The organism is Janthinobacterium sp. CG_23.4 (assembly GCF_029892305.1).
Lineage (GTDB): Bacteria > Pseudomonadota > Gammaproteobacteria > Burkholderiales > Burkholderiaceae_D > Janthinobacterium > Janthinobacterium lividum_D.
Genome location: NZ_JARXUX010000001.1, coordinates 1,153,569 through 1,174,133, shown reverse-complemented (window position 1 = coordinate 1,174,133; position 20,565 = coordinate 1,153,569). Strand labels below are relative to the sequence as shown.

The 20,565-nt window shown below is 58.0% G+C and carries 18 protein-coding genes; 4 read left to right on the top strand and 14 right to left on the bottom strand.

The genetic code is table 11. The features are described 5' to 3' along the window. Nucleotides 1-123: 123 nt before the first annotated feature. A complete protein-coding gene (locus tag H4V96_RS05180; protein ID WP_196855236.1) occupies nucleotides 124-873 on the top strand; it encodes a PEP-CTERM sorting domain-containing protein in 750 nt (249 codons plus the stop codon). Nucleotides 874-921: 48 nt separating this feature from the next. Here H4V96_RS05180 and H4V96_RS05175 read toward each other — a convergent pair whose 3' ends face one another. The 3 genes from H4V96_RS05175 to H4V96_RS05165 form a co-directional block, all read right to left on the bottom strand. Continuing rightward, nucleotides 922-1,944 carry a TIGR03790 family protein gene (locus tag H4V96_RS05175; protein ID WP_334685991.1) on the bottom strand — a complete coding sequence of 341 codons (1,023 nt, stop codon included), beginning with the start codon at nucleotides 1,942-1,944 and terminating at the stop codon, nucleotides 922-924. A 139-nt stretch (nucleotides 1,945-2,083) separates the two neighbouring features. After that, a complete protein-coding gene (locus H4V96_RS05170) occupies nucleotides 2,084-2,662 on the bottom strand; it encodes an FxDxF family PEP-CTERM protein (protein ID WP_196855237.1) in 579 nt (192 codons plus the stop codon). Nucleotides 2,663-2,746: 84 nt separating this feature from the next. Beyond that, a complete protein-coding gene (locus H4V96_RS05165; RefSeq protein ID WP_196855238.1) occupies nucleotides 2,747-3,301 on the bottom strand; it encodes an FxDxF family PEP-CTERM protein in 555 nt (184 codons plus the stop codon). 242 nt (nucleotides 3,302-3,543) lie between these two features. Here H4V96_RS05165 and H4V96_RS05160 point away from each other — a divergent pair, with 242 nt between their 5' ends. Then, a complete protein-coding gene (locus H4V96_RS05160; protein ID WP_280720741.1) occupies nucleotides 3,544-4,149 on the top strand; it encodes a serine acetyltransferase in 606 nt (201 codons plus the stop codon). On the opposite strand, the gene H4V96_RS05155 is transcribed toward H4V96_RS05160, so the two are convergent. The 6 genes from H4V96_RS05155 to H4V96_RS05130 form a co-directional block, all read right to left on the bottom strand. Continuing rightward, a complete protein-coding gene (locus H4V96_RS05155) occupies nucleotides 4,137-5,567 on the bottom strand; it encodes a mannose-1-phosphate guanylyltransferase/mannose-6-phosphate isomerase (RefSeq protein ID WP_196855240.1) in 1,431 nt (476 codons plus the stop codon). The genes H4V96_RS05160 and H4V96_RS05155 overlap by 13 nt on opposite strands. Nucleotides 5,568-5,900: 333 nt before the next feature. Continuing rightward, the gene (locus tag H4V96_RS05150; RefSeq protein WP_196855241.1) at nucleotides 5,901-7,181 is read right to left on the bottom strand and encodes a nucleotide sugar dehydrogenase; all 1,281 of its coding nucleotides are present in this window, start codon (nucleotides 7,179-7,181) and stop codon (nucleotides 5,901-5,903) included. Nucleotides 7,182-7,230: 49 nt separating this feature from the next. Beyond that, nucleotides 7,231-7,968 carry a WecB/TagA/CpsF family glycosyltransferase gene (locus tag H4V96_RS05145; RefSeq protein ID WP_280720740.1) on the bottom strand — a complete coding sequence of 246 codons (738 nt, stop codon included), beginning with the start codon at nucleotides 7,966-7,968 and terminating at the stop codon, nucleotides 7,231-7,233. Next, a complete protein-coding gene (gene wecB, locus H4V96_RS05140) occupies nucleotides 7,965-9,074 on the bottom strand; it encodes a UDP-N-acetylglucosamine 2-epimerase (non-hydrolyzing) (protein ID WP_196855242.1) in 1,110 nt (369 codons plus the stop codon). The genes H4V96_RS05145 and wecB overlap by 4 nt, the downstream gene beginning before the upstream one ends. 27 nt (nucleotides 9,075-9,101) lie before the next feature. Continuing rightward, a complete protein-coding gene (locus tag H4V96_RS05135; RefSeq protein ID WP_280720739.1) occupies nucleotides 9,102-11,084 on the bottom strand; it encodes an alginate lyase family protein in 1,983 nt (660 codons plus the stop codon). After that, nucleotides 11,081-12,133, bottom strand: a complete 1,053-nt coding sequence (locus H4V96_RS05130; RefSeq protein ID WP_196855243.1) for a glycosyltransferase family 4 protein — start codon at nucleotides 12,131-12,133, stop codon at nucleotides 11,081-11,083. Before H4V96_RS05130 ends, H4V96_RS05135 begins: the two co-directional genes overlap by 4 nt. A 461-nt stretch (nucleotides 12,134-12,594) precedes the next feature. Between H4V96_RS05130 and H4V96_RS05125 the strand changes: the two genes are divergently transcribed. Together H4V96_RS05125 and H4V96_RS05120 are read left to right on the top strand one after the other, a co-directional pair. Then, on the top strand, nucleotides 12,595-12,807 hold the full coding sequence (locus H4V96_RS05125) for a hypothetical protein (RefSeq protein ID WP_280720738.1): 213 nt from the start codon (nucleotides 12,595-12,597) through the stop codon (nucleotides 12,805-12,807). A gap of 251 nt (nucleotides 12,808-13,058) precedes the next feature. Beyond that, entirely contained in the window at nucleotides 13,059-13,580 is a 522-nt protein-coding gene (locus H4V96_RS05120; RefSeq protein WP_196855244.1) for a transposase, read from the top strand. Nucleotides 13,581-13,712: 132 nt separating this feature from the next. On the opposite strand, the gene H4V96_RS05115 is transcribed toward H4V96_RS05120, so the two are convergent. The 5 genes from H4V96_RS05115 to H4V96_RS05095 form a co-directional block, all read right to left on the bottom strand. Beyond that, entirely contained in the window at nucleotides 13,713-15,959 is a 2,247-nt protein-coding gene (locus H4V96_RS05115; RefSeq protein ID WP_196855245.1) for a heparinase II/III family protein, read from the bottom strand. A gap of 178 nt (nucleotides 15,960-16,137) precedes the next feature. Then, complete coding sequence (locus H4V96_RS05110) at nucleotides 16,138-17,478, bottom strand: phenylacetate--CoA ligase family protein (RefSeq protein ID WP_196855246.1); 1,341 nt, start codon at nucleotides 17,476-17,478, stop codon at nucleotides 16,138-16,140. A gap of 38 nt (nucleotides 17,479-17,516) precedes the next feature. Next, the gene (locus H4V96_RS05105) at nucleotides 17,517-18,533 is read right to left on the bottom strand and encodes a glycosyltransferase family 2 protein (RefSeq protein ID WP_196855247.1); all 1,017 of its coding nucleotides are present in this window, start codon (nucleotides 18,531-18,533) and stop codon (nucleotides 17,517-17,519) included. Then, nucleotides 18,511-18,996 carry a DapH/DapD/GlmU-related protein gene (locus H4V96_RS05100; protein WP_196855248.1) on the bottom strand — a complete coding sequence of 162 codons (486 nt, stop codon included), beginning with the start codon at nucleotides 18,994-18,996 and terminating at the stop codon, nucleotides 18,511-18,513. The genes H4V96_RS05105 and H4V96_RS05100 overlap by 23 nt, the downstream gene beginning before the upstream one ends. A gap of 58 nt (nucleotides 18,997-19,054) precedes the next feature. Further along, a complete protein-coding gene (locus H4V96_RS05095; protein WP_196855249.1) occupies nucleotides 19,055-20,554 on the bottom strand; it encodes an O-antigen ligase family protein in 1,500 nt (499 codons plus the stop codon). Between the last annotated feature and the right edge of the window lie 11 nt (nucleotides 20,555-20,565).

Here is a 20,565-nt window from a genome sequence, read left to right as displayed (position 1 = left end):
GGCTCTTCAGATGCTGCCCTGTCAGTGCACGAACAACGTCGCACCGTTAGCGCGAGCACCAATCACATCCTCAGCGCTTGGCGATGCTCGCCGCGTTCAGAATGCATTTTCAAGAGGTAAGTAATGTTAAAACCAGCCACCCCATTCAAGTTCGCATCGCTGTTTGCCTGCAGTGCATTATTGCTGGCGACTGCCACGGCACAAGCCCAAAATGGCGCACAGCGCGCCAGTGGCGACGAGAAACGCTGCCAGGCAACGGGTTCATCCAGCAACACGGGCGGCAAGGCTAAGGACTCCGACCTCGACAGCACGTACAGCGCTTGCAGCCTCGTTGACGGATTCATCGGCTTCGGCGCACGCATCAACGACGGTACTAGCACGCCGCCAGAATTCGGCAGCGGCGCTTCAGACCAGGAATTGCGCAATCCGAATTTTGGCGGCAGTGGCCACCGCCTTAGTAATCAGTTTGCCGATAGCGGCGATACGGCGGGCGGCGCGCGTACACGTCCGGCGCGCGATACGGGAGGCTATCGGTTTGGCACCCGCGATTTCGTCACCAGTCAGGACTTTCCGCCGATCAATGGCGCGGCAGGCTACCGAGGACAGGGACGCGCCCAACAGGGCGCCGCCGGAGCCGATATCTATGCACCACTGATCACGTCTGCCTCGCGCGACACCAACTCACCGGCGGGCGGCTCGAGCGTGGGCGGCGGTGGCGCGACAGGCGGCATCGATACCGGTAATAGCGGCATCGGCATTCCCACTCCACCTATCGCCGTCGTTCCTGAGCCGGAAACCTATGCCATGCTGCTTGCCGGCCTCGGCCTGGTGGCATTCGCGACACGCAGAAAGCGGAGCGTTAAAGCTGGCTAAGCTGGCACTCTCATCACCGACATGCTTGCGCGCACCATCGGCAATAGCTTAGCGTCGGTACACCAAGTACGGCGCCGCCAGGGGATCACCGATGAATATGCCCTGTGCGGGCCACTGCACACTACCCCAATACGCTTCCAGTGCCGTCATACCGTTCAGGTAGCGGCGCAGAAGCACAGTAGGATTGGGAAATTTTTGCCAATAGTTGCAAGGTTCACTCACCGTACCGTAACTGGCCGTTGCGCCAGCTTCCAGCCAACGCTGGCTGCTCATCTGTGCCGTACCCTGCAAATCACCACCAAACGACGTCAAATGATCGGCCAGGGCGCCGGGCAGGAAACGCAGGGTTTCCAGCTTGCCCACCTTCGCCATGCCCGTCTGGTACACCATGATGTCTTGTGCGCCTTCCAACACATCTGCCTTCATGTTCTTAATCGTCAGCTTACGCTGGCGCACCACCCCGGCCGGCGGAAAAAATGCCGCGCGACTATTGCGCGCACCTTCACTCGTATTGAGGTAATAGGCACTGGCGGCCGGTACGGAAAAAGCGCTAACGGAGCCGCGGTCGACGACCGCTTTGGCCTCTTCGACAAAATCAATCGGCAGCAACATCGACAGACGCAAGCCCAGTTGACTGAACGGTTGGCCGGCATCACTATTGAAATAAGTACTTGCCTTGCCGGCGCTGCAGGTTTTGGCGCACTGCGCGGCGTCATACCCCAAGGTGTAGGCAGAGGTGATCGAATTGCATTCGACCGCATACGGTGCGCTCCACACCATCAGCACGGCCTGGATGCCCGGCTTCAACTGCGCGTCGATGCGCTCTTTCAGTTGCGCGAACTGGTCCGTGCTCAGCTTGCGCGGCCTGTTCGGGATATGCACGTGCACGACATTGGCAGCAGGAATACCATGCTTCTGGCGGTAATATTCCCCCACCTCGATACTATTCGGTTCAGCGTCATTGATCACAACAGCCAATTGCAGCGCATTCAATCCCGGCGGCATGGATGGCGCGTCGGCATGTGCGGTGCCGGCGACCAGCGCCAGCGAAAGGAAGAGAGATTTATGCAAGGTCAATATCGTCGTTGAGAAAGATCGAAACAGCCATGCTGCGGCCGCCCACTGTACGTCACGATTATAGCCCCACATCATCCGACGGCGAAAAAAAACGGAGGCCGCAGCCTCCGTTTCAGGTACAGAATTTTTATCTTCAAGCTTGCAGCTTGCGGCGGCGCGCCATGAAGCCAACCAGGCCCAAGCCCACCAGCAACATACCGTAGGTTTCTGGTTCAGGTACCGGCGTAACTGCCAAGATGCCGCTATAGCTACCGCCGGCTGGCGAAGCAACATAACCATCAATTTGCAGGAAATAGCTGCCCGCAGCCAAAGGCATGGAACCGGACTGCAACGACCACGCTTGGTCTTTCGCTGTGAAATTAATCAAGTCAAGCGCGCCTTTGAACAGAATGCCGTTGGCATTACGCAGACTGAAGCCGGTCAATGTCAGGCCGGAATTAGCGCTCGGCTTGAGCGACGTCGCCAGTGCGCTCAGGTCATTGAGACCCTGGACGCTGAACGTGAATTTGTCGCTGAAAAAGTTATTGCCCGCGCCAGCCAACTGGCCTGGAGCCAACGAAAACGAGCCTAGCAGATCGCTACTGGAATAGTCGAGCAAGTCTTGCGTCAGGTCTACCGTGGCGTGGCTGATATCAACCGGCGCCGCATGGGCTGCCAGGCTGCTGCCGGCAAACATGGCTGCCACAAACAGGGATTTCAGAAATTTTTTCATACTTTTCACCAAGATGACTGCAACCGGCTCAGGCCAGCTGCGGGATGGAAATGCAAACGAGGGTGCCAATCAGCCCAGCTGGGCTCAAGCCTTTTGTCGACGGCGTGCCATGAAACCCAGCAAGCCCAAGCCAGCGAGCAACATCGCATACGTCCCAGGCTCAGGCACGGCCGATACCAGACTGCCGTTCGCACTGAAAGCGGCGCCCGTATTCGACACCACGTTGCCGCTGACTTTCAAGTAATAGGAACCGGCAGCCAGGTGGGCATACGACAAGGTCCATTTATCATCAATGCCGGTCAACAACTGATTACCACCGAGCACCAAGGTATTGCCAACGCTGCTGTACAAGCCGAAACCTGTCAGGTTCAGGCCGTTCTTTGCACTACTGCTGCGCGAGTTCAGTACCACGCTCAGGTCACTGGCCTGCGCCACATTGAACTTGAACATGTCATTGAAAAAATTGCTCTTTTGATTGTTTTTGAACTTGTCGCCGAATGTCAGCGAACCGCCCGCTGCCAGATTGAAGGCGCCAGGCGTGGAACTGATATCTACGGGCGCGCCAACGGCTGACTGCGCGAACAAAGCTGAGCCGGCAAATGCCAGGGCAACCATAATAGAGCGAGTGTTGTTCTTCATGCGACTCCACAGAGCAAAATTGTGGCCACGACGCAGCCACATGAATTTATATAATTAAACCAACAGTGATGATAGCATAAAGTAACATCTTAAGTTATTTAATTTTTAATTAGAAGTTTCTTTATAGCATCAAATCAAGAGGCCAAAACCATCTCCGCCTCGCCCCGAGGCCAGCGCACACAGCAGTTATAATTGGCAAATTTTTACCATATTGATGGATCATCTCAAGAAAAGGAAGTCATATGTCTACCTGGACGGCATTGCATGCCGATACATACCGGTTATACAAGCGCAGCGGTTGGCACCTGACGTTGAAAGGGGCCGTCGGCAGCCGTCCCTTTCGCGCAATTGTCACCATGCGCCTGTGCCAGGCCGCGCGCGACGCCGACGCCCCCTGGAAATATCTGTTGCCGCTTTGCAAGCTGCTGCATCGCAGCGCCACCCGCCGCGCGGGCATAGACTTTTCCTGGCAGACCCACGTAGGTCCCGGTTTCGCCCTGACGCATGGATGGGGCACCGTCATCTCGCCTGGCGCCGTCATCGGCAGCAATGTCACCCTGCTCCACGGCGCAACCTTGGGCCGGCGCGACCGCATCACCGCCCCGGACCAGCGCAGCAGCGCCTATCCGACGCTGGAGGACGGCGTCTGGATCGGTCCCCATGCCATTATTACCGGCGCGATCACCATCGGACAGGGTAGCCGCGTCGCCGGCGGCACCGTAGTCGTGGCAGACGTGCCGCCAGCCTCCATCGTCGCAGGCAATCCCGGCAAGATCATTGCTAGCGACTGCGTTCCCGACGTCATGAATGCAGCACCGCTCGCTACGTCAGCATCTCAGCCGCGCTGATACGCATCCGCATAGCGCACGATATCGTCCTCTCCCAAGTAAGCGCCCGTCTGCACCTCGATCAGGTGCAGCGGCAGCTTGCCAGGATTTTCCAGCCGGTGGATCATGCCGAGCGGAATATAAGTCGATTCGTTTTCTGTCAGCAGGCGCACCGTCTCACCACACGTGACGCGCGCCGTACCGCGCACGACCACCCAATGCTCGGAACGGTGATGGTGCATCTGCAGCGATAGTTTCCCGCCTGGATTGACAACGATGCGCTTGACCTGGAAACGCTCGCCCGCATCAATGCCTTCATAACTACCCCAGGGACGGTACACGAGCCGATGCTGCAGGTGCTCGGTGCGCCCATGGCGCTCAAGATGCTCAACCACTTGCCGCACGCGCTGCACCTGATCACGCCGCGCAACCAGGACGGCATCATCCGTCTCCACGATCACCAAGTCTTGCACCCCCAGCACTGCCACGATGCGGCTTTCGGACCGTATCATGCAGTTGCGGGCGCCGTCGAGATATACATCACCGCGCACGACATTACCCTGCTCATCCCCTGGCAGTACGTCCCACATGCCGGACCATGAACCGATATCGCTCCAGCCCATGGTAGTGGAAAGCACCACGGCGCGGCGCGTATGCTCCATCACAGCGTGGTCGATCGAAACGCTGCGGCAGGACGAAAAAGCATCCGCTGCCAGGCGAAAAAAATCGAGGTCATGGCAGCCGTCAGCCACTGCGGCGCCGCACGCCGCGTGCATGGTCGGCTCAAATTGCTGCAACTCGCTTAGGTAGCTTGCGGCACGGAACATGAACATGCCGCTATTCCACAGATAACGTCCATCGGCAAGAAAGCCACGCGCCGTCGCAAGATCTGGTTTTTCGACGAAACGCTCGACCTTGCAGCACAGGGCGCCCGGGCTCACGGGTGCGCCACTGCGGATGTAGCCATAACCCGTTTCGGGCGCCGTCGGCACGATGCCGAAGGTGGCCAGCGCGCCCTCGGCCGCCAGTAATGCCGCCTCGGCGATGGCTTGGTGAAACGCGGCCACATCGGTGATCACGTGATCGGCTGGCAAGACCAACATCAGCGCCTGCGGGTCGATAGCCAACAGGTATTGCGCGGCCACGGCCACGGCCGGCGCCGTGTTGCGCCCCACCGGCTCGAGCAGGATGCCCAGCGGCGGCAGACCGATCTCGCGCAACTGCTCGGCGACCATGAAGCGGTGCTCATTGCCGCACACCACCAGCGGCGGCATAGCCTCGAGCGCCGCATGGCTCAATTCACGCACGCGCAGCACGGCTTCCTGAAGCAGGGTCTGCTGCGAAAGCAGCGGCAATAGTTGCTTCGGCAACGCTTGGCGCGACAAGGGCCACAGACGGCTACCGGCGCCTCCCGACAGGATCACAGGGTAAATTTTCATATCGGACTCCTGTCGACTGAATAGCGCACTCTTCCATGGACGTGCTGGCATACAGGCCGCAATGCCGAGCTGCCATGACGGTTTGCGCGTCAATCACGCGCCACCGCTGGGTAGGGGGGGGGAGAGAAGCCGATACAAGGCCACGGCGAAGCCTACATCTACGCTAGCCCAACATACCGACCTGCAATGTGGCAGCTGAGGTGCCCCGGACCCGACAAGATGGCCAGGCCCAGTGTACGCAGGGCACCCAGGGAAGAAGTTGATAAAGTGCAAAAGAGATGCACATTGACGGGGCAAGCGGTGCCACCTGCCCGCCATCCTGCACGATGCCTCTTAAAGGCGCCAGACCTTGACGCCCACGGCGCGCAACGCCGCCTCGTCAAAACACGCCTTCACATCAATGAAGCAGCCACCCTTGATCAGTTTTTGCTGAAAGTCTTCCACGGGCAGCGACGTCAGCGCGCGGTGCGAGACAGCCGCGACAATAGCATCGGCACGCGGCAACTCATCCCACGCAAACAGGCGCACGCCATACTCGTGCATGGCTTCCTCAGCATCGGCATACGGATCGTGCACAAACACTTCCACACCATAAGTCTTGAGTTCGTTAATAACATCGCCCACCTTGGAATTACGCAGGTCGGCGCAATCTTCCTTGAACGTCAAGCCAAGCACATTCACGCGCGCGCCCTTGATATAGCTTCCGGCAGCAATCATGTTCTTGATGGTCTGCTCGGCGATGTACTTCCCCATGCCGTCATTGATGCGACGACCGGCCAGGATTACCTGGGGATGGTAGCCCAGCGTCTCGGCCTTGTGCGTGAGGTAATACGGGTCGACGCCGATACAATGCCCGCCAACCAAGCCGGGGCTGAACTTCAGGAAGTTCCACTTCGTGCCGGCTGCCGTCAGAACTTCGGAAGTATCGATGCCGATCTTGTCAAAGATGATCGCCAGTTCGTTCATCAGCGCAATATTCAAGTCGCGCTGGGTATTTTCAATCACCTTGCACGCCTCCGCCGCCTTGATGCTGGAACAACGATGCACGCCCGGCTCGACGATGGACTCGTACATGGCGGCCACGGTTTCCAGGGTTTGCGGCGTGTCGCCCGAGACCACTTTCACCACGTTCGTCAGCATGTGCTTGCGATCGCCCGGGTTGATGCGCTCTGGAGAATAGCCGACGAAGAAATCGCGCTTCCACTGCTTGCCCGACGCCTGCTCCAGCACGGGAATACAAACTTCCTCGGTCGCACCCGGGTACACGGTCGACTCGTAGACGACGATGGCGCCCTTCTTCATGTGCTGGCCGACGCTCTTGCTGGCACCGATCAGGGGACCGAAGTCGGGACTATGGGCCACGTCGACCGGCGTCGGCACGGCGACGATGATGATGTCGGCCTGCGCCAGAATGGCTGGGTCGGACGAGTATTCGGCATGCACAGCGGCGGCCATCTGCTCGTCGCTCAGCTCGCGCGACGGATCGACGCCACGCAGGCAACTGTCGACCTTGCTTTGAACAATATCAAAGCCGATGGTACGCGCCTGCTTGCCAAATTCAGCAACCAGGGGCAAACCGACATAACCGAGGCCAATCACGGCAATAGTAGTCATAACAATACTTTCAATCTAAAAGGTGGAAATCGTTATTCGGCGATGGCGCCTAACGGCGCAGCGCTTCCTTGATGAACAGGCGGATAAAGCCCATGTCCTCGATAAAATAGCGCCGGAACATGCGCCGCGGTTCCTGTAAAAAACGATAAAACCATTCCAGTCCCGATTTCTGCATCCACACGGGTGCACGCTTTACGCGGCCGACGGCGACGTCGAAGGTGCCGCCCACGCCCATTGCAAACGGGATTTTCATCTGCCCCTGGTACTGTCCCAGGAAATGTTCCTTCTTGGGTGAACTGATAGCAACAAAAAGCAGGTCGGCGCGCGCCTCCGTAATCTGCGCGACGACGCCAGGCTCCTCCTCCGCACTCCAGTAGCCATTGCGATAACCGACCACGGTCAATCCCGGATACTTCAGCTCGTACAGACGCTTGACCTCGCTGACGACCTCCTCGCGCGCGCCCAGCAGATACACGCGCCACTGCTTGTCAGCGCTGCGGCGCATCAGGGCCTCGAACAAATCGACGCCCGCCACGCGCTCCTTGAGCGGCTTACCCAGCAGGCGCGACGCCCACACCACGGGCATGCCATCGGCATTGATCAGCGCGCAGTCATTGATAATGCGCCGCAACTCGGCGTCGCGTTCCGCCTTGACCAGCTTGTCCACATTGACCACCACATGCTGATGGGGATGGCCGGACTGGATGAATCCCTCGACTTTTTGCAGGGTTTCTTCCATCGTCAGATTATCAATCTGACAGCCCATCATCGTGATACGGGCACTCATGACAGCTGTGCGGCTAGTACGGCCACGATACGTTCGGCAGCCTTGCCATCCCACAGGTGTGGACGCTGTCCTCGCTTTCCTTCGCCACGCAGTATTTTGCCGGCCTCGGACACGATGCGTTGCGGATCTGTTCCTACGAGCACATTGCTACCCTCGTCGACAGTAACGGGACGCTCAGTGTTTTCGCGGATCGTCAGGCACGGCACACCCAGCGCCGTAGTTTCTTCCTGCAAGCCGCCGCTGTCCGTCAGCACCATGCAGGCATCCTTCCACAGGTTCAGGAAGGCCATGTATCCCTGCGGTCCCACCAGGGTCACGTTTGGCCCCAAGTCGATGCCGAACTTGTCCAGGTTGGCGCGCGTGCGCGGATGCACGGGGAAAATCAACGGCAAGTCCTGAGCGATCGTGCGCAGCGCACCGCCGATCGATTGCATCATGTCTGCGTTATCCACGTTGCTGGGCCGGTGCAGGGTTACCACACCGTAGCGCTGTCCGGCGCCCGTATGGGCCGCCTTGAAAAGCGCTCCCTCACCTTCGGTGACGACGCAGGCACCGAGCTTGTCGGCCTGATATAGCACATTGTCCACCATCACGTGGCCCACGTAGTGCACGGCCGCTTCAGGCTTGCCTTCACGCCGCAGGTGCTCCAGCGCGCTGGGCTCCGTGACAAAAAACCAGTCGCTGATGCTGTCGGTGACGAGGCGGTTGATTTCTTCCGGCATGGTCATGTCGCCGCTGCGCAAACCGGCTTCGACATGGGCAACGGGAATATTGAGTTTTTTGGCAACGATGGAACAGGCCAGCGTGGAGTTCACGTCGCCAACTACCAGCACGGCGTCGGGACGCTCGGCCTGGCACAGCTCTTCGAAAGCCAGCATGATCTTGGCCGTCTGCTGCGCATGGCTGCCGCCACCGGCCCCCATGAAGACGTTCGGCTGGGGAATGCCCAGTTCTTCGAAGAAGACGTCGTTCATTTCGCGGTCATAGTGCTGACCGGTGTGAATGATCTTGAATCCAAGCCCGTTATGGGCTTGCAAGGCGCGCACGATCGGTGCGATTTTCATAAAATTGGGACGCGCTCCGGCAACCAGGTAGAGGGTAGGCATCGAATGTTCTTTCAACGTTAATGAGGTCTAAAATAATGCCATCGTAAATGCTGCCGCGATATCGCTACCCTCGGCAGTCACGCACAAGGTCGTACAGGTATCTTTGACTTCGTAGTGGCGCGAATACCACCCCAGCGGCGGCTGTTCGCTAGCGCTGGACAACTGTAGACGCAGCTGGCTACCGGTAAAACGCCCCTCCAGGCGGAAACGCGCACCTCGTACGATCAGCACCTCGTCTTCAAGTGCCACCGACAGGCCAGGAGCAAAATGCCAGAACTGTTCCAGACGATGCGCCTGGCGTGCCTCGGCCCGGTCCTGCACACTCAAGCGCCGAGTTGCTGCATCGAATTGCACGCTGCGCACGTGGCGCACGGGATCGGCAAGGCGCAAATAGCCGTCATGCGCCCCACGAAAAACGAACTGAGCAGGATCCTGCGGCATCTGCAGCACGCTGCTCGCCGCCTTGCGCAACCACATGAAGCGGCCGCCGCTAACCGACTGGTCCAGGCCGTCGACCCGCAAGGTGTTATGCGCGGATGTACCACGGAAATAATCGCGCCATTTCATATCCTGCCAATACGAATAGGTACCGGGATCGACCAGGCACTCCTCGCCGGCAATTGACAGGGTCAGCGCCAGCGCATCTGCATGTCCATGCGCAGCGATGCCTAGGTAGCCGAGCGGACCGCAATCGACCATGCCCTTGATTTCTGTGGGCTGGTCAAAATCGGTACCGAACAGCAGGTAACCGCCATCGGCAAAATTCCAGTCGCTGGCCAGTCCATCCACGGCAGGCACGGCTGGCAGCTCAGTACCACCAAGCAACCATTGCGCCGTCGCGCTGTACTGCGATGGCGCCTGCCCCCCCCACAATACATCGGCCAACGCCAGCAGCATTGCCGGCCGGTCGTCCATCGTAAGGGGCTCCAAACGAAAAACGATGCCGTCATCGGCGTCACCCACCATTGGCACATGGCCGCCGACATCGCGCACGGCGCGCAGGAAATGCGTGGCCCGCTGCAGAACCTGCCAGTAAGCGTCGCTGAACGGCGTTTTGGCGCGCGCACCACTCAAGCCCGCTAACAGCAGGAATTCGGCGGCGAATACCTGATAGGCAAATGCTTGCTCGCGGTTGACGCCGTCAGCTGAATGCTGAAGTTGCGCTTGCTGTTCCAGTTCGCGTGCGGCCTGATCGCGCCAGACCGCACTGTGCTGCCAGTACGGCCACGTCTGCGCCGCGACATACAGGCCGGCCAATTCACCGATCAAATGGTTGTTTGCCGATGAGTGGCGCGACAGATGGCGCTGGATAAACTGGCAATGGGAAAAAATGCTGTCCAGCCAGCGCAATCGCCGCCGTGCCCCGACATCTCCCGCGAACAAGGCGCCGCCATGACCGCCCATGATGTGCCAGATCAGGCTCCAGTTAATCAGCCGGATGCCCAGCTCCAAGGAACTGGTCCAGTTCGGCCCCGTCAATGACGGGCACTGCTCCAGCCAGGAGTCCAACTGCTCGGCCAGCGCATCGCGGTAGCGCGCGTCGCCACTCAGGGCCCAGGCCTGCGCCAGCCGCACCAGATGCAAATGCCGGTTCAACTCCCACACATGCTTGATATCGCCCACAGTGGCACGGTCGGTAATGTCGAGCGCAAGGCTGAAACTGGCAGGCCCCGTCACGCCCGTCAGGGGGTCGGTATTCCAGCGCGGCGATGCGCCCACCTGAAAATGCGCTGTGGCAAAGAGTACCACTTCGCCCGCCATGATCGCGTCGGCTTCGCGCAGATACAATGCCGTGTCCGCAAGCCGTGGGGCCGCGTACGGCGAGGAGGTACAAGTTTGCACCAGCGGTACCGGGATGGCTGTGCTGAGCAGGCCATGGCGCAACAGCCGCGACTGGAACACTTGGCGCAGGCGATACAAAGGTTCGCCTGGCGGCATGCAGCGCAGACGGTTCCATAGCCAGCCCAGACGACTAGTCCGCACGCGCACTACGCTCGTCGCCACACTCATCGTGCTGTTCCCTTTAAGCGCGCGTAAAGCGTCGCCAGCTTATCCAGCATCAACTGGGTATCGAAACGCTGCTCTATCGTGGCCCGCCCCGACGCCGCAAGGCGTGCGCGCAGCGCCCTGTCGGCTAGCAAACACTGCAATGCATCGGTCAGGCTCGCGACATTCTCAGGCTCGACCAGCAAGCCATTTATACCATCCTGCACCGCTTCGGGGATGCCGCCGACCGCCGTTACCACCACCGCCTTCTGGGCCGCCATGGCCTCGAGCATTGCCATAGGCAACCCTTCATGATAAGAAGGCAACACAAAGATGCTCGCACGCTCCATTTCCGCGACTTTCTGCTCTGAATCTATCCATCCGAGCAATTCAAGCCGGTCGGCAATACCCAGTTCAGCAGCACGCGCACGGGCCTCGGCCAGTGAACCCTCACCGCCCATGACCAGGCGCAGGTGGGGAAATTGTGCGCTCAGACTAGCCACGGCTTCGATCAGCTCAAAAACTCCTTTTTTCTTTTCCACACGGCCAAGGAACAATAAGCGCCCCTCCTCTTCCGCCAGCACGGGAGGCAAGGTGGCCAGCTTGACCGAATTGGCAACGACCAGCACGTCCGCACGCGGTGCAAAAGCCTTCAGAAACGCAGCCCAGGATGGCGACAGGCCGATCACGGCCGAACTTTTTTCCAGGGTGTGACGGATCCACCATCGGCCCACGGTGCCCACCTCATCCATGGTGAACTGGCGAAACTCCCCGCCATGCAAGTGAAAGATGGTTTTGCATCCCATGCTGCGGGCCAGGGCCAGCAGGATGGACTTGCGGTAGAAACTGGCGCGCGACGAACAATGCGCATGCACGAGCGGTTTCACCCCGGTCACGCGAATCGCGAGCAATTGGCGCAACGCGTTAAAGGCAAGGGCAAGCTTGCGCATCGCCGGCACTTCGGCATGCGTCACGATATAGCGCACGCCATGCTCATCGAGAAAACCCTCGCGCAGCAAAACGCAAACAACGGCAGCCACGCCACCCTTGCCTTCCGGCGCGGTGCCAAGCATCAATGCCTGCGGCCTTTTGTAACTCACACTGCCATCCCATGCCAGCCCACCGTGACAAGTAACACGTCCATCCATCATCTCCCAATTTGAGTTTATTCAAGGCATGCATGCGATTGCAAAAAAATACTTTGTACACCTGCAATATGATCGATAGAAAATAATGCAAAAACAACACAATCATTGCATTCATTGCCATAATTGTCAACCGAAGCACGGCACTTTTCAGCTCTACACGCATCTGAAAAACCAGGCGCCAAACATAAATCATGACGCGTGGAAATTTTTTCTTTTCTCTCAACATCGGTTTACCAACAGGCATCGACCGCCTGCGGCAAAAAAATCTTCGCGGTTGGTAGGGGAAGATGGGCTTGACGTTTTTGCTGGAAAGGAATGGCAGCGAGAGTTTTGAATTGGTAAATTGATGTCGCTAAACAAAACAATTATCTGCCCCCCTCGCAGCCATGCTCAATACTATGTCGCCCCTTCCATTTTGGGAAGGGTATCTTGTCGATTCCGTCATCGAAAAGGACGATGATTCGCCGCTCATCGTTCTCAATGCCTGCCCAAATGCCAACGCACTTTGCGGTAGCTTTCGCCAGCCCTGTGCGCTGGTTCATGACCGGCGCTGGCGACGCATTCGGGACCGTGATTTTTGGACCGGCGAGTTTGGCTGAGGGTGCCAATCCGACGCCTGGACTGCCACTATTGCGATGCTCGCGTCACCGGGCATATCGCCTGGCTGGAGCGGCGCTCACGCATGACTCACCGCGTCCGCACCTGGGGCGAGGCGCTGGTACGGTTACTGCCAATCAAGCACATTTCCCAATTGACAGGCCTGCACTGACACACGACCAAGGCCACTGATCAACAGCGGTTAGAACACCTGCACGACCAGTTCGCGACCAGCGACGTGCGGCGCGCCGTCATGAATGAATTCGCTTTGCACAAAGGCTATCTCTATGCCACGGTCGCTCTCGATGCTCAACGCATGCGCGTGCTCTGTGTTGGCGAAGGCAATAACCAGGCGGCCACCCGTCCATTTTTCGAGGCATTAGGCGCAGAAGGCTGCGCCCAAATCGAGGCTGCGGCGATGGATATGAACACGGCGATGGAACTCGACGTGCGTGCACAATGCCTCAACGCTGAAGCCGTCTACGACCTTTTTCACGTCGCTGCGCGCTTCGGCCGTGAGGTAGTCGTCCGGTGCGCGTTGACCAAGCCGACGCGCTGCGCGACGCTTCTAAGGAGCGCCAAGTCATCAAGCGTAGTCGTTGGCTGCTGCTGCAAAATCACGATAACCGCGATGATGAACACGCTATCAAACTTAACGAGCTACCCGCGGCCTCCGGGACTCGTCATACTTCTTCCTCAAAATCACCAATGCATTCCCCGGCAAAGTCCGATGAATAAAAAAAACCTCTCCTTCAGTGATGCGAGGAGAGGTTAGTTCATATCAGGAGTGCGTCAGGGGAGCGGCAGAAAAACGCGCCCATAACTTACCCAACCATTGCCTACAGTGCCTAAACCGGTCCCACACCGAGCTTTCTGATGCGAACTGATCCGGCTGCCGGGCAGGCAGTCATTTCGGTATGGTGACCGTTTGCGCCCCAACCTTCAAAGTGCGCGCGACAGGATCGAACACGGGTGCCGGATTGTTGCAACCGACATCGAGCACCACCACGAACTGGGCCCTTGGTTGCAGCACCGTATTAACAAACGCGCCATGGTCTTCCACCACACCCGCTTTCGGTGGAGGCCCGGAACGTTTCTCAAAGGCGATTGGCGTTCCCGTCGACACGGGAATTAAGCACACCGTTTGACCTTTATTAGTGACAATCACCTTGCCATTCTCTCCTGTCTGCATCGGCGCATAGGAATGAAAATTCCATTCAAACTTGCGCGGCGTGGCTGACGCCAGCAAATCCACCACCACCGCCGCGTTAGCGCCGCGCAGATACCATACCTTGCGTACCGCCTGCGTTAGGGCGCCGCCGTACGCCGGCGTCGCATCGCCTTCCACATAGTCGAGTTGTGGCGTGGTCGAGAATGTCGTGATCTTGCCACCATAGGCCTTGGTCTTGGTGTAGCCCTGCGGCGTATAGCCATCAATGGCCTGGCCCTGGCCACCATCGAAAGTAACGGCATTGTGCGCCCGCGTCTGACGATACCAGGTGCTGGCAAGCGGGGAACCATAGTAGTCGGAATAGCCCGACTGGCCCAACAGCGCCACGCCGTTGCGTACCAGCACGATACTGTTCTGTTCACCATGGCTATGGTTATACGAACCATACGGGCTGGATTTGAAATATAGCGAGGTCCGCCCGATGTCCGCCATACTGCTGTGCATGGCAGCCCAGCCTATGCTGGGGTACAGGCGGGCGTTCTCTGGCGGCAGCGGCGTGCTGACCGACGATACTGGCAATGGATATGGTGCCTGCAGTAAAGTCAGCGCATCTATTTCCACCGGCAACGCGCGAAAGTACCAGGCCGCCTCTGGACTCGCATAATGCGATACGAAAGCCTTAAGCACCGCAAAGGTAGGCACGACTTCCGTTTCATCGCCAAACAGGTGCCGCGGAGTACCGGGCGGCACAAAGTGCATGAAATAGCGCACGAAGCCCGTCGACCATGGCTTGCGGAACATATTAACGCCGGAAGCGCTAGCTAGAGGCTGCCATACCTGCAGGGCCAGGTCCGCCGTGTATTGCGCATACGCAGTACCGTTCGCAAAACCGCCTTCCGGACCGCTCCATGCGCTAAATGCGGCCGCGTAAGCGCGGAAAGAAAAGTCAAACCAGGTATCGGCTTCCTTGATTTCACCGAGCGACAATGTAGCGATCAAGGCTAGGAAACCTAAATTCGTGCCGCCATGCGAGTCGAACGGATACTGATCCATGCGGCCATTGCTACCAGCCAGATCGGCGTAGATATCGATCGTGCGCAAGCGCACAACGTTAAGCCAGGCAGCGCGGCGGGCACCATCAATGGCACTGCCCAGCGTATCGATAGCTTTAATCAGCGTCAGCGCGATAACGCGCGTACCCTGATCCTGATTAACATAGCTGGTGGGTCCATATGGATCGAGCGCTGCCAGCATATCGCCACGGTAGAACGCCTCGGTCAGGTACTTCTGCTCCCCCGTCAGTCGGTACAACAACGAGGCGGCTTCCAGTTGCCGTCCATTCGCCGACACCAGCGCACGGATATTTGAAGTTTGCGCAGCGTTTGCCGCCGTCAGCACGGATCCCGTCACCAGTTTCCAATTGGAATCCAGCACTCCCGCACCTGGCTTGACAGTCACCCAATCGACTTCGGAGCGCATCTTGAGCATGGCTGCATTGCGCTCGGCTTTCAGTGGCGCACTCCAGGCACTATACAAAGGCAGCCCCAGCAAACTGCGTGGCCTCGGCATTTTAGCGATGCGCGCGCGCAATTCCGCATTTTCCGGCACGACGAACGGCACGGAGGCGGTCGTGATGCTGAAGTTGCGATAGTCGGACCATTCTTGTGTCGCCGTCGGGCGTACGCGCCAGGAATAGCTACCCAATGGCAATATCTGGCTAGGCAACAACCAGTTACGGGTGGACGTATAGATACTCACTGCGCCACTGGCGGACTTTACTTCCACCGTGTACGACGCGGGTCCCGAACTATGGCGTGACCAGGTAAAAGTGGGCGGATTTTGCGCCTGAATCTGTAAGTTGGTCGGTGCAGGCGCAACCGCCACCGGATCGGCGGATTGCACCCAATCAGCACGTGCAGGCATGGCGATGGACAACGCGCCAGATGCCAGCAATATCGGCAGCATCACGGGAAAGAATTTCATAACTTAGCCTCCGGGGCAACGACAATGAGATCGGAACTGATTCTGAGAGACAGGAGCAATAAGGCTGGCAAAAAAACGGTGTCTTGCATCGCAAGATTATTTGTGTTGCAACGCAAGATTTGAAAGACCTGGACAGGCCTCAATTTGAAGTTGACGCCTAACTTTTATTATACGCATTTCATTTTTTTTTCTCATGCTCATTAACAACCCACCGGAACTTGGCAGACGATGTGTTGGGGATATCCGACGTTAATACAATTTCGACCATAATATCCTTATCTACCAACTGCCGAATATTATTGATGAGCGCCTGTTCCTGCACTTTGGAAAATTCGGGTGTGGGCACGACGCGGATTTGCCAGCGGTCCTGAGCCACCTGCGCCACCTGTGACTTGAGGATATGTTCAACCCCCTTAAAAGCGAAGGTCAGCACGGATGGACTCACGGGCTGGCCATCCCCGCCAAAGATCGCATCCTCGTACTTGCCGCTGATTTCTTCAAGCACCGGAAACGGCCGGCCGCAGTCACAAGCTCCCGCCTTCCAGCACGCGCGGTCCGATAAACGGTAGCGCACCAGCGGCATGACATGGTTATGCAGCGTCGTACCGACGACAAAACCAAAATCCGTCGTCGGCTGACCATCGCCATCGACAACTTCCACATATGCATAGTCGGAATTTACATGCATGGCGCCAAATTCACAGGCGCTCGCAAACGCCACCCGTTCAGCCATGCCATACATATCGCTGACTCGCGCGCGGAAACGTTCTTCGATCAGCGCACGCTGATGCGAATACAAAGGCTCGGAACTGGTAAAGACCAGTGGAATGGATAGATAGCGCTGCTGGCGCTGCAGGTAGCTGGCCAGGGTGAAGGCCGTTGATGGGTAGGCCTGCAGCATGGCCGGGGCATAGGCTTCGAGCTGGTCGCAGATTGCAGCCATATAGTTTTCCTTCAGGTGGCGCGAGGAAATCAGCAACTGCTTGTCATATCGATTATAAAACCAGAATGGCACCGCCTCGCGCGACTGCGGCACAACGACATCGCCGCGCAGCACGGCGCTGCGCGCTCCACGGTGAAAACCGTTCCACTCCCAGTGACGCCACACAAACGCCATCTCATATAGCACAGACAGCGGGCTGCGGAAGATCGTCAGCGGAGTACCCGTGGTACCGCTAGTCTTGCCAACGCTGCACCAGGGCCTAGCCTTGCCGCCGTTCGGATACAAGCGTGACCGGTTGGCGAGCAAGGTACTCTTGTCGATGATGGGAAAGTCCCGGCGCAACACTTGCAGTGCGTCGCCTACGGGAAAATTCTTATCGATATGGGCGTAATACGGCAGCTTGTCGATCGCGCATTGTAAGGTCGCGTGCAACAACTTCAACTGCAAACGGTCCATGCCAGCTTGGTCCAGTTGCGCATTTCGACGCAGGCACACCAGTAGGTGCCGGCTCAGAAAATTATCGCGCAGCAACGAACGAAGGCCATAAAACAGCTCTTTTTTTATATTCTTCTTCATCCGATATCTTTACTACGTGTACGACATTTATCAATGTGTCAAATTGCACCGGCCTGCGCCGTGGCATTCTCGGACAGAACCTGGCTGGGAATAGCCTCACACGGCGACCGTAACCTAGCCGTGACGAAACCGCGTATCAGACCCGCAGCAGAAAGATGCCATAGCGAAATGGAAAAAATGGCATCTTTGACGCTGCGCTTCTTGATACACAAAGCCAATGCCGCCAGCACTCCCATTCCGAGACATGCAGCCAGCCAACACCAGTCGGGGATTAACAGCGCGGCGCCGATCACCAGCGTCCAGAAACCAATCACGCCCAGCGGATGCAAGCACATACGCAGCACGCGCCTGAACCAAGGCATTCCCACGGCAGACTTGAGCAAAACACCACCGGCATCCATGCGACCGCTACGCCATTGGCGCCAGATCAGTGCGCCCGTCGATTCAGCATGCCCCGTATGATACACCGCCACCGTGTCGAGACGAAGCATTCGCCATCCGTAACTTCCCAGGCGCAAGCCAAGTTCCGCCTCCTCATAAGCCTTCAGGTTGCGGTTCCCCGCGTACCCTCCTGCCTTATCCAGCGCGGCGCGGCGATAAAGTCCGCCACCGGCCAGCCACTCGACGTTGCCGGCGCGCGCGGCAGGCTTGTTTTTCAGTCGGTGACGGTCAAACCGATTGTTAATCTGCCGATCGCGGAGCACGCCGGAAATGCCGCCCAGCGTCGCGTCGTTTTCGATGAGTTCCAGGGCCTGCTTCAAAAAATCACTCTGCAGTTCCATGTCACCGTCGAGCAGATACACAAATTGTGCCCGCGTATGCTGATAACCAAGCTGCACCCCGGTGCCGCAACCGCGATCGGCGGGCTGCGTCAACTGAACGATCTTAACCGGATAGGCCCGTGCAAGGGCGACAGTGGCATCGGTCGACAAGGAATCGGCAACAATCACCTCCGCGCCCCCGGCAATCCCGGCAATGGCATCAAACACGGCATTGAGGCAGCGTTCAATATTATGCGCTTCGTTGTATGTCTTAATTAAGATCGCTAACTTCATTATCCACCTGTGTAGAGCTGTCCAGTCCATCTGTCGGTAGCGGCCCGCCGGCCTGTCCACCGCGTATACGTGCGGGAATGCCAACGGCTGTGGCGCCAGCAGGCACGTCGTGCAGCACGACGGCGTTTGCGCCTATGCGCGCGCCATTGCCGATATGCACGGGCCCAAGAATCCTTGCGCCGCTGCCGATGAGCACATCGTCGCCGATTTCCGGCACCCCGTTCAATCCTGCCCTTCCACCGAGTGTCACATGCGGGCCGATATTGACGCGGTCGCCGATCTTGCAGCGCGCATGCACTACGATACCCAGTCCGCTATAACCAAACAGCACATCACGGCCAACAATACTGGTAGGCGGCAGCACGATCGAAAATACGATACGGTTAAACATGTAGAGAAGGCGCGGCAACAGGGGAATCCGAATCCGTGCGAGAAAGTGCGCAATCCGGTAAATGGTCAGCATCGCGTCTCCCTGGCACACCCAGGCGCCGGCCGTTGATAGAGAGCAATAGCTGGGCAACTCATGCCTGCACCCTGAATCGGCCGTTGGCAAAGTATGCCTGCTGTTTTTTTTCGATGATACTGCGCTTGCTCAACGGCCGCGCCCCGCGGTCAATGATATAAAAAATATACGCCATGGTGCCGAAAAACTCGGCGCCCAAAATACCGTTCGGTGCGATCGGCACCTCCGTCATCGAACGCACCAGTAACACGGCAAGCATTACCAGGCTGGCGCCATTGGTCGTCTTCGAGGCGCGCATCGCATAGCGGATCAGGAAAAACAAGAATACCAGCAACGATGCGAGTCCGATCAAACCCGAGCGGCTGAACACCTGAAGGTACAGATTATGGGCGGAGACTGCGCCACTCAGTCCCAAGCGCAGGCGGTTTTCCAGGTTCCAGAAAGATGCACCCTGGCCAAACAGGGGGTTTTCCATCCCGCCCTTGATGGCTGCGGACCAGATCCACAGCCGGCCGGTGCCCGTACTGAGGTCGCCCACTGCGCGTGAGTCAAGCTTGCTCTCGATCACCGTTAATAAATTCACATCCGAAAACATGATCCAGATACCCAACATGACGATCACGAAGCAAATACCCATTAGCAGCACAGCCAGGAAGGTCGAACTGTTACGGTTATAGCCGCGGGTTTGCGTCCCAAGATAGTTCCATATCTGCATGCCAGTGATCATCACGCCACCCATGAAGGCGGTAAGGATCGAGGTCTTGGACTGGGACATGATCATCGTCAGCCCTGCCGCAAAAAGAATACCGAAATGTAGCCAGCGTTTTTTTTCTGGCTCGGCCATCTCCATCAGGAAAAATGCGCAGGCGACAGCGCCGAGCGCATTGGCATGTGCCGTCACGCCCCATAAACGCAGATTGAAACCAGGGATCAAGCCGTTATAACCAGGCTGGAAAGCGGCGCTGGGCGTGACGACCGCCGCGGCTAAGCTGCCGAACACTAGAGCTCCCAAGCAATACTTTGCAACCCGCACAGGATCGATGTCCGATACCTGCAGATACAGGAACATGGCGAGGTAAACAAAGAATGGGTAGATCAGCGACACGTGGAAGTAATAGCGCTGTCCCATAAAGATGGGCACGATACTAAACGCCACATAAAACACCATAAAGGCGGTCACGATATCGTTGGGTGCGCGTATATCACGGCGCGTGAAGCGCGAGTGCTGACGCAGCTTCTTGTTGAAATCGAACAACCATGCCAGGCACAGGGCGAAGGAACTGCCGATCACGGCGATCAGGATCAGCTTCGACACCAAGCCTGAGGCACCATCGCCATCGCTCAGGTTCACCAACCCCTGCTCGCTCAAGGTCAGCTTGCGGAACGACAGGACGATGCTGCTGATGCTGGCAGACACCGTCAGCAACAAGATCGTCGCAAATGCCCAGCCGCGCCAACGTGCGGCAATGCCAGCGACGAAAACGGCGCCGCCAATTGCCAGCAAAGCAAAGAGCAAGGCGCCCACAGGTAGCAGAAAATAGATGATTAACTCTTCCATGGATAGCCCTT